We start from the raw sequence: 15,559 nt of genomic DNA on the forward strand, positions 1-15,559 counted from the left end.
CATGAGCGCCCGCCGCGCGCATACTCCGCACACCGTCATGGTATGGGCGCTGACCGACAGCCGCATCGAGGATACGGCCATGCTGCGGGCGGATCTGCACGATATCGCGGAGAAGGGCTTCGAGGGTGTGGCCGCCTTTGTGCGCTGCTCGCGGTACATGTGGACCGATGCCGCGGCGCTCCGCGCGTTGTATGCTGCATCCTCATACTGTTGCGACAGAGGGCTGGCGTTTTGGTTCGGCGCGGATCCGCGCCTCGCCGCACCGAAGCTCCAAAGCCGCGCGAAGCCGCTGCACATTCTTGCGTACGGCGCACATCCCTCCGCCGCCGAGCCGCTGTATGCGCCTGTGACAGGGGGACGATTCCTGCTGTCCTGCAGCACCACACCCCGGCCCACACACATACTGCCCGGCGGCGCCGTCCACTACACGCCGCTCGGTCTGGAAAGGGTGTACGCACTGCGTGCAGGAGTGTCTCTGCTGCGGGAAGGGCGTGATGTGGTGGATATCACCACCCGCGCGCACGTCCATCACAACGTGCGCGAGGGACGTGTGGAAGCGTTCGGCCGCTGGGATCCGCCCGATTCGGGAGCCTGGGAGGTGCTGGTCTTTTTCCGATTCGAGACCAACCAGTTCGACTACTCGAATCCCTCCTCGATGGCGAGGTATCTCCGTGCGCTCGAGAGCGCTGCGCGCGCGGGCATCAGGTGTGATGCGGTGCTGTGGGACGAACCGGGTTACGGGTGCGCGCCCTGCGCACTTGCACTTCCGCGCGGGAGTTCCGCACCCTTCGGGGTCGTGCGCAACAATATGAGCGGCGCCCTGTGGCGTGTGGCGCGCGAGGCCGACGACGGCAGCCATGCGGGTCCGCGCAGCACACATGCGCGTGTCCTGCAGGAAACGGTCGACAGCGCGCGGGCCGCGATGGTCGACGCGGCGCGTCGCATCTGGGGCCGCGCGGTGATGACGGGTATGCACGACACGTGGCGCTGGGAATCGGCCGACATGACCGACATGCGGCACGGCAGTATGGACCTCTGGCGCGCCGCACAGGCGTCGAGCGGCGGATTCGTGGACCTCGGCAGCGCGCAATTGCTCGCTGATCCTGACTCGCCCTTCCGCGCGAATCTTGCGGCGATGCTGCATGTGGGCACCGCGCTCGGCCGCCGTTCGACCCGTCGCTGTGTGTATAACAATCTGTGGGTATCGGACGGTGCCGGCACAACGCGGGCGCTCGATGCATGCGTCGACGCGATGGCCGCCTTCGGGCATGGATGGATGGCGCACATATACGGTCCCGCGGGAGTGCTCGGCGACGAGGACTCCTTCCTCGGCCTGCCATTTACTCCCGGCTATCCTCGGCACGGGGACTGGCCCCGTTTTACCGAATGGACACAACGGTTGCGCGCGCATCATCACCTGACAGGCGGCGCGCTGCCCGAGGCAAATGTGCTGCTCGCCTTTCCGATCGAGAGTCTGTACGCGGCCGGACCCCGGGCGGCGTCCGCGCAGGCAGACGTGCTGTTCCGCCTCATTCTCGCGCTCGCCGACGCGCACTACCTCGTGGACGTCGCACCCGAGTACGACCTCGCCGCTCTGCGGTCGCGCGGCGCGCGGCTCGCGCTGCAGGGCCGTGAATTCGACGCCGTCATCACGACAGCGCGCGCCGCGCTCCCGCGCGCCGCGCGCGCACACGATCCACGCGTCATACAGGCACAACTCCCCGCGCCCGGAGAGGCACAGCTTGCGGACAACGGCACGTCCCTGATCGAGGCCGTCCTGCGCGCTCTCGAAGCTCTCCCGGCGGCGCGGCGCGTCTCGGGTCCGCGCGGGAGCTGGATCACACTCACACGCACCTCGCGGGGTCTGCTCGCCACACTCTGCGCCGCGCGGCCCGGAACGCGCTACGGCGGGCTGCTGCGTGTTGATGGCGCGACGATTCGTCTTCCGCGCGGAGGCGGACTCCGCCGCGTTCTCTTTGATCCCGACACCGCGCATCCCGTGGAATTGTGATGAGCGCGGACGTACACACACACGGCTCCTCATCCGCGGACGGCCATCACCTCACGCTCGACGCCGGACCGGCCTGCACGCTGCTTCTGCACCTCGACGCGTCCGTGTATCCGGTGGAACGGCACTGCCGCTACGCGCGTCCCGCCGATGGCCCGCTGCGGCTTTTCTCCGCGCTTACCTGGCACGAGGAGGAGCCCGGCCTTCGTGTCGGACCCTGGCCCGGCTGGCGCGGCATACCGGACATGCCGGATATACATGTCCTCTGCGAGGATCGCGAGATACACGGGCGCTGGGTGTTTTTTGGTGATGAAATCCACATGCGCCGCCTCCACGTCGCCTTCGAACTGCCCGCGCACAGCGGCATCACCGTTGCACTGCGCTGCACCGACGCGCGGCTGCAGTACATCTCGCATGAATTTCTCGCCGGCGCGCGTCCTGCGGCACGTCCCGTCCCACTCGTGCATCCTGCACACGGCAGGCATCCGCGCCTGCTGACGGGCGAGCGGGATCTCGAGGAAATGCGCGTGCGTGCCCGCGGCGGACACCCGTCGTGGACGCGTCTCTGCGCCGTGGCAGCCGCGCCGGGCGGATTTCGTGAAACGGCGCAGGCAAAAATTCCCGCGGGCTCGGAGTCGGCCAGTCTGGAGGACCAGGCACTGATCGCCGCATGTATTGCCGCGGTGCAGCCCGGCGACGAGGAGATCCGGCGCGCGCACGAGTCCTTCCGCGCCTGCCTGGAACAGTCCGCCGATCCCGGCTTCGGTCCGCTGGGCATCGACACACAGCTCGGCGAATATCTCGCCGTGCTCTGCACGGCCTTCGATCTTCTGCACGGCACATACACCGAAACCGAACGCACGGCGATTCACGCGTCTCTCGCGCGCCTCGCCGAGGCCTGCGCCGCGTTCCTCACGCCCGGCCGCCGCGATTATGCGCAGGCGCATTATCTGGGCTGCGGACTCGGCCTGCTTGCCTACTGCGCTCTCGACGACGGCGCTGATCCGCGTGTGGAACGCTGGGGCGCGGAAGTACACGGCGCCTTCCGCGAGGTGCTGTCGATGCTCCCGGACGACGGCTCGCATCCGCACGGAATCAATCTCTGGATCTACGAGTACGGCTTTCTGTTCCGCTGGCTCGAAATGCTTCGACACACCTTCGGCCTCGACTACTGGGAGATGAGCGGGCATTGGGAACGCGCCTCGCGCTTCCGCGGTGATTGTACCTCAAGCGCCGCGCGCCGCGGCATCACGTTCGGCGATACACAATTCCGCACGGGTGGAGACGCGTGGATGCACTACCTCGTGGCACGTCGCACGGGAAGTGCCGACGCGGCTGCTCTCGCGGACCGCCTCGAACCGCTGCCCGTCGAGGGTGTCGATTTCCGCTGCGCGCCCCTGCGCCGGCGTGTGTACGAGTTTCTGTATGCTGCCGACGTCGGGCCCGACACCGCGCATGGAAAAATATCGGACGATGCAGTCCTGTATTCGGATCTCGGGCAGGCCGTGCTGCGCTCCGCTGATGTGACCTTGGTCGCGCGCTGCGGCGCGCCGCTGGGCCGCAGCCGCCGCGCCGCGGGTGAGGCGGGCGGATATGGGCACAGCGATCCGTGCAACGGCTCGATACTGCTTGAACGCGCGGGCGTGCTGGTACTCGCGGGTCCGGGACCCGTGTACCGCCGCGACACCGCGCTGCAGAATCTGTACACAGTGGACGGCCGCGGCCAACTGGGCGATGGCATGGTCTGGGCGCCCGATTGTACGCCCGACCGCCATATTCCGGACAATCCTGTCCTGTACTCGCGCGGAGACGTGTCATGCCTCGCGATGCAGTTCGGCTGTGCGTACCTCGATGACCTCGGTGTCACGTCCTGTACGCGCGCGCTGGCGCTGTTCCCCGACGGGGCTTTGCTCGTTGTGGACCGCATCTCGCTCGCGGAAACACGATCGGTGCAATGGAATCTGCACACACAGGCGCTGCTCGAGTCGCGCGGATTTGCCCCCTGCCTGACCTTCGCCGTGAAGGCGGGAGGCGCGGACGGTCGGCTGCAGATACTGCCGGGAGCGCCGTTTTCGTGGACGCAGTCCGACTGCGAGTTTGTTCCCGCGTATCCGCACGACGGCACGCGCGACACACACCTGCGGCTGTCCTTCGACGGCGCGAAGGGCACGGTGGTCTGGACGCTCGCCTTCGGCCGTGACGACGAGTTGCGGGCTGCGCAGCACGGTCCGCGTGTCGCGCGTCTTTCGCTTGGGCCGGCCTCGCTGCTCTTCGATTTTTCCACGAATCTTTTCGAGCCGGCCCCATGACGCGGATCGACTCACGCACCGCGTCCGCGGCGTTCGGCGCGCCTCTGCGCATCGACAGCTTCGCCGATGGCGGCGTGTGGATTTCCGACGATCGCGTCTCGGCCTTTGTATCGGGCCGCGACGGATCGCTGCGTGAATGTGCGTATCACGGCCGGCAAATCGTGAGCCGCAACGCGCGGATATTTTCGTGTGAGACCGGTGCGCTGCACCTGCTGTACGAAAGTCAGAACCGCTGGCTGCCCGTTGACATGCGCACGGCGCGGGTCGGCACGCGCCGCGTCGAGACGGAGCCCGGGCAGGGTCCGCGGTGTGTGATCTCGGCGGACGGACGCGTGATCGTCCTGCAGCTCACACACGCCGGACGCATCCGCGTCGTGCTGCGAAAACAGAGCCGTGTCACTTCCGTGCAGGGGGAACGCGCGTGGAGTGAGGCATCCATAGACGGATCGGTGCTGCGACTGTCCTGTACCGACCGGCTGTTTCTGTATGACTGGCTGCGCCGCGAAGGACCGTACGCCGGCGATTTTCTCATTCCGGAACATTGGCGCCGGCGCCTGTTTGTCGGACCCCCGCGGTCGGGCAGGGCCCGGGTCTCCGATCTGCGTCCCGAATGGCGGGACGCGGATCCGTGCCTGTATGACGCCACGGTGTACACCACCATACAGTGCCAGGGCGGAGCGTGGGATGTGGACGAGCAGGGCTGGCAATGGACAAGCCCCGCGCGCGCGGATGTTCACATGGAGGAGATACAGATCTGTTTCACCGATACCGACCGCGCCGAGGAATCCGGCGCAACGGCAGGGGCTCGGACGGTTGCACACGCCGGCATTCACTGTACACCGGAAACGGAGGGCGGTGTGGCGCATCCCGTGCTTCGACTTCCGGGGTACCCGGCAGTGGAGCGATTCTTTTTGCAGGCGCCATCCATCGTCGATGCCTGCACCGTCCGCGATCACGGTATGCCCCGCGCCTCGTTCGGCGCCTACTACTGGCTGTGGGCCTGGGACGCGCTGGTTGCGGCGGCGGAATATCCGCGCTGGGGCGCGCTCGCCGCGATGCGACGCGTGATCGAGTTTGTGCATCGCCATCGCGACGTCGACGGGCGCATACCCATGCGCTGGACGCGCGACCTCGACGCGCTCGACACACCCGAACGCGGCGCGCTCGAATTTCTTCTGCTGAACACCGCTCTGGAATACACGCGGCACACGAGCGACACGGCTCTGCTGCGCGAGGTGTATCCCGCGGCGCTGCTGCATTTCAATGCTCTGGCGGCGTCGAGTGATACACGCGGATTATTTCCCGGACTGGGCTTCTACCCCGATCTGCCTGAACGATTTGGCCGCACACCACGCAGCGCCGTGGCCATGGAAGTGGCCGCACACGCCGGATTCTGTCTCGCTCTCGCCGACGCCGCTGCCATCCTCGGCGAGGCACACACGCGCGACACGGCAGCGGCGCATGCGGCGCGCATCACGGAGCATTTCCGCGGCGTGTTTATTTCAAACGTCGGCGACGAACCCGTGTTCCCGCGCGACTGTGTCGATCTCGACACCGGCGCCGTATCGCACAGCCGTCCCGTCTTCACACTGCTCTGCCTGCAGCGGCCCGGCACAGAAGCGCTGTTCGGCGATACACGCGCCGGTCTCGCGCGTACGCTCGAGACTGAGTTTCTCACGCGTCACGGCATCGCCATGCTGCCGCGCGGCGACAGGAATCGCGGATCGGAACCCGCCACCGGCGCATGGTACGCACATTGGGACCTGTACGTGATCCGTCTCTGGCGCGCCGAAGCGCGGGGCGGCGCCATCCTGCAGTGGCTCGACCGTGTCGAGGAAACTCTCGCGCGGCTCGGCTACTGTCCCGAATTCCTGGACCTCGCATCTTTTGAGCGCGGTGATGCCGACGCGTGGACCCGCCACGGCGCGGCGTCCAATATCAACGGTGTCACGGCCTGGTATCGCGCGCTGCTCGAAGGCGTGCTTGGACTGCTGCTCGACGGAGGCCGCCTGGCCGTGTCGCCTGACGGACCTCTCGTGTCCGGCGCCGCGGTCGCGGATCTCGCGATTCGCGGACAGAGGTGGGATGTCGAGACCACCGGCAGTCGCCGCGTTGTGCGGCTCGAAGTGGATGCGCGGCCGGTCGAGGGGTTGGAAGTGGCGGACGAATTTTTTGATGGACAAAGACACAGTCTTCGCATCGTTTGTGACGGGGGACGTGAATGAGCGGGCCCGCCGTGGTACGACTCGCGGAGAGCCCCGGGCGTTATGCCCTCGAATGGGGCGAGGGCCGCGTCCTCGAACCGCTCGACTGCGCCGTGACATGGGACGGCGTCCCGCGGGGCATGTCGTCCGCGCGCCGCGTGACGGTGCGGCGCTCAGGCGTCGACATCGAATTCGACTCGCTACACCTGCGCATCGACGTCGAGGAGACGGACGGGGGAGTGCTGCTGCGCAGCGTGCTGCGCAATATTTCGGATACGGATGTCCGAATCGAATCCGTCTCGCCTATCATCTTCGACGGCGACTGGAGCGCGCGCGGACCCTGCCTGTTCTCGCGCGACGCGCTGCTGTGCAGCACGCCGGCGGAACGGCATTACGGCTTCGACGGCGACGAGGAACTCGCGAGGAATCGTCCGCGTGTGTCGTGCTGGTGGTTCTCGGTGCACGATGCCGCGCGTGGCGCCAACTTCCTGTGCGGCGTCGACGGACCGACCGACGGCTTCGCACGTTTCGACTGTGTGCCTCTGCAGTCACACACATCCGGCCTCAGAGTCTTGCGCTGGCGCGCCGATCTCGACGTGACCGCGGGTCCGCGCGGTGTGCGCCTGGCGCCCGGCGACGAATTGCGTCCGGGCGACCTGTACATCGCCGTGTGGAGCGGCGGACGGGATGAGGGACTGGAAACCTACGCGGCGCGGCTTGTGCGCCACCGCGCGGGCAGGCCGCTGCCGGCACTGCCGCGCGGCTGGTGTTCGTGGTACGCGGGGTATGAGACGGCGATCAATGAGCGCGCCTGCCTCGAGAATCTTGCGGCCGCCGCGCAGGTGCCGGGTCTGCGCATATTCCAGATCGACGACGGATGGATGGATGCGCGGGGTCTGCGCAGACTCGGAACGCCCGGCGTCGATCATGGCAAGTTTCCACGCGGCATGGCGGCGCTGGCGGCGGACATCGACGCGGCCGGTTGCGACGCGGGCCTGTGGCTGCGCCCCTTCCAGCCGTGGGAGCCCGATGCGGGGCGTCCCGCGTGGGCCGACGGCGACGCGCTCGACCTCTCCGACCCCGCCTGCCTCGCGTGGCTGGCGGAGTCCGTGCGGTGTGTGACGGAGGATTGGGGATATTCGTATCTGAAACTCGATTTTCTGACCTACGATGTGTACGGGGCCTGGGGCATGGAACTGCTCCGTCCTCTGCGCGCGCGCGCGGTCTTCCGCGACGACACCCGCACCACGCTGCGCCACCTGCGTGTGGCCCTCGAGACGATACAGGCGGCGGCCGGACCCTCGGTGTACCTGCTCGGCTGCAACGCGCTGTTCGGACCCGCGATCGGCATCTTCGACGGCATGCGCATCGGCGATGACGTCAGCGCCTGGAACTGGGACCGCACCGTCACCATGGGTGCGCGCGCAGTCGCCCCCGCGTTGTTCCAGCACGGCCGGCTCTGGCATAACGACGCCGACTGCCTGCTCTTTCATGAACCTCTGACACCCGCGCAGATACGCACCTGGAACAGCTTCGCCGCGCTCGCCTCACAGGTGTCCGTTATGAGTTCCGTCCTGCCCGCTCTCGACAATACACGCCGTGCGGTGCTCGAGGCCGTGTTTCCCGCGGCGGATCCCGAACCGGGCGGCGTGACGATACACTGGACCGACGGCACCTGCGTCCTGCGCAGGTCGTTGCGCGACGGTGGCGTGATTCTGGGTCTGTTTAATTGGACGGAGGAGACACGCCACGTGGAGTTGGACTCTGCGATACATCGCTATGATCCGGCAGTGACATGGCGTGAATTCTGGAGCCGCGGCGAGGTGGCGGCTCTGCAGCGCATGCGGATCGAACTCGAGCCCTGTTCCTGCGCGCTGTTCTATCCGTCCCGCCGCGGAATACAGGACACAACACTCCGAAATATTGTGGAAGGAAACGCATGACGGACGGAGCGGAACACGAACGAATTTCCACGGTTGCGGAATTGGATGAGCGGCAATCGCGTCCGCCTGAGGCGTTGATTGCGATGATGCGACGCCTCGACGGCGACATGCTCGTGCTCGGCGCCGGGGGCAAGATGGGTCCGACACTCGCGCGCATGGCGCGGCGCGCGTCGGATGCCGCGGGAACACGACGCACGGTGATCGCAGTGTCGCGTTTCACCGATGCCGCGGCGCGCGAGAATCTCGCCGCGCACGGCGTGGAGACGCGTACCTGCGATCTGCTCGACGACACGCAGCTCGCAGCGCTGCCCGGCGCGCCCAACATCATCTATCTCGCGGGCAGGAAATTCGGGGCCTCCGGGGATCCCGCCCTCACCTGGGCCATGAACACGCTGCTGCCAGCGCGGGTGCTGGCCGCGTTTCCCCGCTCTAGAATTATCGTGCTGTCCACCGGCAACGTGTATCCCTTCAGTCCCGCCGATGGACCCGGATCACGCGAGAGCGACGCCACAGGACCGGTGGGGGAGTACGCGCAGTCGTGCCTGGGCCGCGAACGCATGGTGGAGTATCACGCGCGGCGCAACGGCACACAGGCCGCGATCATCCGTCTCAATTACGCAGTGGATCTGCGCTACGGCGTGCTGCTCGACATCGCGACACGCGTCGCGCACGGTGAAGCGGTGGAACTCGGCATGGGCTATGTCAACGTGATCTGGCAGGCGGACGCCAATGCGGCGGCGCTGCTGGCGCTCGAGCACGCATCCGTCCCGCCCGCGGTATTCAACGTGACGGGACCGGCCGTACTGTCGGTGCGTGCCCTCGCCGCGCGTTTTGCGACCTTGTTCGGCACGGTTCCGCGCTATGCGGGAATCGAATCCGAAACGGCGCTGCTCTCCGATGCAACGTTGTTCCACGACACATTTCCATTTCCGAAAATGTCTCTCGACACGATGTGCCGTCTCGTCGCGCACTGGATATCGATCGGCGGGGAAGTGTGGAACAAACCGACCCGCTTCGAACAGCGCGGCGGGATTTTCTGACACCGATTTTTTTCTCCATCCCGGACCTTCCATGATCGATTCGATACAGGCGCTTCGTGCGCAGCTCTTTGAAGGACACGTCATCCCCGCGCACCCGCTGGCGCTTGACGCAGCGCGTGTGTTCGACGAACGCCATCAGCGCGCGCTGACGCGGTATTACCTGGACGCAGGCGCGGGCGGCATCGCCATCGGGGTGCATACCACGCAGTTCGCCGTGCACCGTCCCGATGTCGGCTTGTACAAAACACTGCTCCGTGTCACCGCCGAGGAGATCGACTCCTTCGAGCGTCGCGGCGCTGCGGCAATCGTGCGCGTCGCGGGAGTGATCGGCACCACGGGGCAGGCCGTATGGGAGGCGGGCAAGGCCGTCGAATACGGGTATCATGCGGCGTTGCTTGGGCTGGGTGCGCTGGCGCGCGCCGACGATCGCGCCCTGTTGGAACACTGCGCGCGTGTTGCCGCGGTGCTGCCCCTGTTCGGCTTCTATCTGCAACCCGCCGCGGGCGGACGCGTGTTGTCGTACGATTTCTGGCGCCGCTTCTGCGAGATCGACAATGTTGTGGCGATCAAGATCGCCCCGTTCAACCGCTATCAGACACTCGACGTGGTTCGTGCCGTCGCCGATGCGGGGCGCGTCTCCGACATCGCGCTGTACACGGGCAATGACGATGCCATTGTCGCCGACCTTCTCACGGATTTCGACATCGGCGGAACACATCTGCGTTTTGCCGGCGGACTGCTCGGCCAGTGGGCGGTGTGGACGCGGCGGGCAGTGGAACTGCTCGACGCTGTCAAGCGCTGCCGCGCGGAAGGAGGCCGCGGCGCGGTGGAACTCCTGGCGCTCGGTGCGCAGCTCACGGATGCAAATGCCGCCGTGTTCGACGCGGCGCATGGATTTGCCGGATGCATCCCGGGCATACACGCGGTGCTCGCCGCACAGGGCCTGCTTGCCAGCGAGTGCTGCCTCGATCCGTTCGAGGTTCTCTCGCCGGGCCAGCGCGACGAGATCATGCGCGTGTCGGCCGCGTATCCGCACCTGTGCGACGACGAGTGGATATTGGCCAATAAAAAGACATGGTTTTCGGATGAAATGTAAATGATTACGATATTTGGAATGACACTTCTGTGACAATCGCGCACCCGCGACGCGCAATATTTCAGGCGGCGCGGGCGGCTCCCGTCGGAGCGTCACGCGGTTCCGTCCCGCCCGGACACCGGATCACAGACACAGGAGCGGACATGGCACGCACATCCGATATTTTCATCACCGAGGTCGCGGGCAGACGCGACCGCCGCACCTTCATTCAGCTTCCGTTCGAGCTGCACCGCGGGCAGCGCAACTGGATCCCGCCGCTGATACGCGACGAGAAGGAATATTTCGATTGCACACGCAATCCCGCCTTCGGGTACTGCGACGCGACCATGGCCCTGGCATGGCGTGACGGCCGCGCCGTCGGACGCATCATGGGAGTCATCAACCGGCGCTACAACGAGGCGACGGGCGAGCGCACCGGACGTTTCTGCTACTTCGAAACACCCGACGATGCAGCCGTGGCGCGCGCACTGCTCGGCCACGTCGAGGACTGGCTGCGGACGCGCGGCATGCGCCGCGTGGTCGGTCCCTACGGATTCTCCGATCAGGATCCCGAGGGTTTCCTTGTGGAGGGCCACGAACACATCGCGACCATCGCCACCTATTACAACGATCCGTACATCCTCCGCCTGCTCGAGGAGCAGGGGTATGGCAAGGAGATCGACTGGGTCGTCTACAAGGTCGACATCACGCGCGAGCTTCCCGGCTGGTTCGAGGCCGTGCACCGCCGCGTGTCGTCGCGCCACGAATACCGGCTGGTGGAATTCAGCAATAAAACCGAATTACATCCCCACATCATCGCGGTGTTCCGTCTGATGAACGAATGTTACGCCGACATTTACGGATACTCGGCGTTGGACGAGGGCGAGATGCAGTACCTCGCGAAGAAATACCTGCCCATACTGGATCCGCGTTTTATCAAGATGGTGTACTTCGGCGACACGCTCATCGGCTTTTTTATCGGCATGCCCTGTCTCAGCGAAGGCATCCGGGCCTCACATGGGCGGCTGTTTCCGGTCGGTTTCCTGCACATCCTCCACGCAATGAAACACGCGACGCAGCTCGATCTGCTTCTGGGCGCGGTCAAGAAGGAGTTTCAGGGGCGCGGCATCGATGTGCTGATGGGTATGGCCATGATTCAAAGCGCCCGCGCCGCCGGGATCACGATGTTTGACAGTCATCACGAGCTCGAGACCAATGTGCGGATGCGCGCGGAAAACGAGCGCCTCGGCGGGGTGGTGTATAAGCGGTATCGTCTCTTCACGAAGGGGTTGGAGACGGTAGAGGGTAGATGGTAGATAGTAGTTGGTAGTTGGGTAGTTGGATCTATTCGGTGTGTGTGAGGAGTCAGGAGGAAGGATACAGGAGACACGGCTTGGCACGATTAGCTCCTCTCTCCTGTATCCTGTTTCCTCACGCTCGCGTTAGGAGTCAGGAGACAGGAGTCAGGAGACACGGCTTGGCACGATTCGCTCCTGTCTCCTGTGTCCTGTTTCCTCACACTCGCGTTAGGAGTCAGGAGACAGGAGTCAGGAGACACAGCTTGGCAGGATTAGTTCCTGTCTCCTGTCTCCTGTATCCTGTCTCCTCACACTCCCAGAGTAGATCCAACTACCCAACTACCAACTACCAACTACCATCTACCAAACCCAAACACAAGCACACGCTCAATTCCGGAGTAATCAGCAATCACATCGAAACGCGTACATCCTGCGGATACAAAGATCCGCTCGATGTCGGGGCGCTGCCCCATGCCGATCTCCAAAAACATACGGCCGCCGGGCGCGAGAAGGGCGGCCGCCAGTCCCGCGAAGCGCCGGTAAAAGGTGAGCCCGTCACGTTCGTCGGTCAGCGCCGCGCGCGGCTCATATTCGGATATTTCCCTCTGTAACTCCGCCATATCCTGCGGCGCGATGTACGGCGGATTCGACACCACGACCTCGAAGGGTCCGCCGAGCGCCTCGGGAGATCCGGTCAAAATGTCGTGCGCGAGAAAGCGGATGCGTTCCGCCACGCCGTTGCGCGCCGCGTTGTCGGCTGCAACCGCGAGAGCCGCAGCACTGATGTCGCTCGCCGTGAGAGACGCTTTGGGCGCCTCTCGCGCGAGGACCACCGCCAGTATGCCGCTGCCCGTGCCGATGTCGAGCGCGCGCGCCTCGCCGTCCGCGGCCCGCAGCGCGGCGATGGCGGCCTCGGCCAGATGTTCGGTCTCGGGACGCGGAATCAGCACGTCGGGGGTGACACGGAAGGGCAGGGAATAGAATTCGGTGTCGCCCATGATGTACTGCACGGGTTCCCGCGCGAGCCGCCTCCGGATCAGCGTGCGGTAGAGGACCAGTTCATCCTCTTTTACCGGCTGTTCGAAACGCAGGTACAGGTCGATGCGGCGTACGCCCAGCACGCTGCAGAGCAGCATCTCGGCCGATCGCCGCGCCTCGTCCACGCCCTGCTCCTCGAGAAAGGCCACGGACTTCCGCAGCAGCGACTGTATCGTTTCGGCGCCCATGCGTGATCAGGAGATGCGCCGTCCCGCGCGCGGCAGGGGACGGAACACATGCTGTATGGCCTCGTCGATGTGTCCGACAAAGATCAGTTTCATTCCCTGTGCGATGGCGGGCGGCACGTCGCGCAGGTCGGGTTCGTTGTCCTTCGGAAGCAGCACGGTGCGTATGCCGTGTCGGCGCGCCGCGAGCAGCTTCTCGTTGAGTCCGCCGATCGCGAGCACGTCGCCGTGCAGCGTGATCTCGCCGGTCATCGCCACGTCGCCGCGCGCGGGAATGCCGCGCACCGCCGAGAGCATCGACATCGTGAGTGTGAGGCCCGCGGAGGGACCGTCCTTCGGAATTGCGCCCTCGGGGATGTGTACATGAATTTCGCGTTTCTCGAAGGCGCCTTCGGGGATGCCGAGCCGGTCGGTGTTCGATCGCAGCCAGCTCAGCGCCGCGTGCGCCGATTCCTTCATCACGTCGCCGAGCTGGCCCGTGAGCGTCAGCTTCTCAGCGCCGCGCATCAGTGTCACGTCCACATGCAGGATGTCGCCGCCCACGCTTGTCCACGCAAGCCCGGTGACGGAACCGACCTTGTCGCCCTGCCGTTTCTTCGGCCGCTGCTTCGGCACGCCGAGATATTCCTCCACCAGCGCGGGTGTGATTGTGTGGGCGGTGCGCGGCTGCTTCTTCTTGGCCGCCGCGTCCTCCTCCACCACGCTGCGCGCGGTCTTGCGGCAGATCGTCGCGATGTCGCGCTCGAGATTGCGCACGCCCGCCTCCAGCGTGTACTCGCGGATGATCTTCATCAGCGAACGATCCTCGAAGCGCAGGCGGCGCGAGGCGAGTCCGTGCAGCGCGATCTGTTTGTTCACAAGATGGCGCTTCGCGATTTCGAGCTTCTCGTGCTCGAGGTAGCCCGGCAGCTCGATGATCTCCATCCTGTCCTGCAGCGGCAGGGGAATGCCGTAGCGCACATTTGCGGTGGTGATGAACAGCACCTTCGAGAGATCAAAATCGACGTCGAGGTAGTGGTCGTTGAAGGTGTTGTTCTGTTCGGGATCGAGCACTTCGAGCATGGCCGAGGCGGGGTCGCCGTGGAAGTCGCTGCTCATCTTGTCGATCTCGTCGAGCAGAACCACAGGATTGGCGCTGCCCGCCTTTTTGATGGCCTGCGCGATCTTGCCGGGCATCGAGCCGATGTACGTGCGCCGGTGTCCGCGGATCTCGGCCTCGTCGTGCACGCCGCCGAGCGCGATGCGCACAAAGGCGCGGTTCATCGCGCGCGCGATCGACTTGCCCAGCGACGTCTTGCCCACGCCCGGGGGTCCGACGAAGCAGAGGATCTGGCCCTTGATTTCCCCGACGAGGTTTAGCACGGCGATGTGTTCGAGAATACGCTGCTTCGGCTTGTCGAGTCCGTAGTGATCGGTGTCGAGCACCGCGCGCGCGTTCACGATCGAGAGATTGTCGTCTGTATACACGCCCCAGGGCATGGCGAGCAGCCAGTCGAGATAGTTGCGCGCCACGGTCGCCTCGGGCGACATGCCGGGCATGCGCTGCAGCTTGTCGAGTTCCTCGTTGGCCTTGCGCCGCGCGTCGTCGCTCATCGCGCTCGTCGCGATGCGCGCGCGCAGCGCCTCGTACTCGTTGCCCGGTTCGGCCTCGTCCTCGTCGAGCTCGGTCTGCAGGATGCGGATCTGTTCCTGGATGAAGTACTTCCGCTGCGAGCGCTGGATGTTGTCGTGCACCTTGTTGTCGATCTCGACTTCCATCTTCATGATGGCGATCTCGGCGCGCAGCACACGCACGGCTTCCTCGTACTGGGCCTGCAAGTCCTCCATCTCGAGTATCGCCATCTTGGTCGCCACGTCGGCGTGCATGTTGGCGGCCGCGTAGTACACCTTCCGCTGCGCGTCGTCGAGCCCCTCGAAAGCGATCAGCGTCTCGTTCGGAATATTCCTGTGCAGGCGCACGTACTCGCCGAAGAGCACGTCGAGCTGCCGCACATAGGCGCGCAGGCGGGTGGTGAGCCGCGGGCGGCGCGCAAGCTGCCGCACACGCACACGCGCGCCGTTCCCGTCGTCGGGCAGGTGCTCCTCGATCATGCCCTGCGCGAGACCGTCCACCAACACCTTCATGAGCCCGTTCGGGAGTTTGAGGACTTGCAGGATCTTCGCGATGGTGCCGCCGCGGTGCAGGTCGCGCGGCTCGGGATCCTCGATCGCGGCGTCCTTCTGCGGACAGACAAAGATGTACTTGTCGCCTTCGATGGAACGTGTGACGGATAACACCGATCCTTCGCGTCCGATGAGGACGGGAAAAATCATGTGCGGAAAAATGACGACGTCGCGAAGCGGGAGCAGGGGAAGAACGTCGGGAATGATGTCGGGTGCGCTGTCTGTGTCGGCCGGTTGTTTCTTGGGCATACTGTTCCGTTGGTGTGTCAGAACAGCAAATTAGCCGCGAACTATAC

The 15,559-nt window shown here is 65.4% G+C and carries 9 protein-coding genes; 7 read left to right on the forward strand and 2 right to left on the reverse strand.

Translation table 11 applies throughout. The features are described 5' to 3' along the window. The first annotated feature begins 1 nt into the window (after nucleotide 1). From HY962_12785 to HY962_12815, 7 genes are all read left to right on the forward strand, one after another. A complete protein-coding gene (locus HY962_12785; protein MBI5647798.1) occupies nucleotides 2-2,011 on the forward strand; it encodes a hypothetical protein in 2,010 nt (669 codons plus the stop codon). Next, nucleotides 2,011-4,317: a hypothetical protein gene (locus HY962_12790; GenBank protein ID MBI5647799.1), complete on the forward strand. Its 2,307-nt coding sequence runs from the start codon at nucleotides 2,011-2,013 to the stop codon at nucleotides 4,315-4,317. The genes HY962_12785 and HY962_12790 overlap by 1 nt, the downstream gene beginning before the upstream one ends. After that, on the forward strand, nucleotides 4,314-6,542 hold the full coding sequence (locus HY962_12795) for a hypothetical protein (GenBank protein ID MBI5647800.1): 2,229 nt from the start codon (nucleotides 4,314-4,316) through the stop codon (nucleotides 6,540-6,542). Before HY962_12790 ends, HY962_12795 begins: the two co-directional genes overlap by 4 nt. Continuing rightward, complete coding sequence (locus HY962_12800; protein ID MBI5647801.1) at nucleotides 6,539-8,464, forward strand: alpha-galactosidase; 1,926 nt, start codon at nucleotides 6,539-6,541, stop codon at nucleotides 8,462-8,464. Before HY962_12795 ends, HY962_12800 begins: the two co-directional genes overlap by 4 nt. 23 nt (nucleotides 8,465-8,487) lie before the next feature. Next, nucleotides 8,488-9,504, forward strand: coding sequence for an NAD-dependent epimerase/dehydratase family protein (locus HY962_12805; protein ID MBI5647802.1), 1,017 nt, complete (start codon nucleotides 8,488-8,490; stop codon nucleotides 9,502-9,504). A gap of 31 nt (nucleotides 9,505-9,535) precedes the next feature. Then, nucleotides 9,536-10,600 carry a dihydrodipicolinate synthase family protein gene (locus tag HY962_12810; protein ID MBI5647803.1) on the forward strand — a complete coding sequence of 355 codons (1,065 nt, stop codon included), beginning with the start codon at nucleotides 9,536-9,538 and terminating at the stop codon, nucleotides 10,598-10,600. Nucleotides 10,601-10,743: 143 nt separating this feature from the next. Next, complete coding sequence (locus tag HY962_12815) at nucleotides 10,744-11,895, forward strand: hypothetical protein (protein MBI5647804.1); 1,152 nt, start codon at nucleotides 10,744-10,746, stop codon at nucleotides 11,893-11,895. A 335-nt stretch (nucleotides 11,896-12,230) separates the two neighbouring features. On the opposite strand, the gene prmC is transcribed toward HY962_12815, so the two are convergent. After that, nucleotides 12,231-13,103, reverse strand: a complete 873-nt coding sequence (prmC, locus tag HY962_12820; GenBank protein ID MBI5647805.1) for a peptide chain release factor N(5)-glutamine methyltransferase — start codon at nucleotides 13,101-13,103, stop codon at nucleotides 12,231-12,233. 6 nt (nucleotides 13,104-13,109) lie between these two features. Then, nucleotides 13,110-15,512, reverse strand: coding sequence for an endopeptidase La (gene lon / locus HY962_12825; protein ID MBI5647806.1), 2,403 nt, complete (start codon nucleotides 15,510-15,512; stop codon nucleotides 13,110-13,112). Nucleotides 15,513-15,559: the final 47 nt, after the last annotated feature.

The sequence above is a fragment of the Ignavibacteriota bacterium genome, assembly GCA_016218045.1.
GTDB lineage: Bacteria > Bacteroidota > Ignavibacteria > SZUA-365 > SZUA-365 > JACRFB01.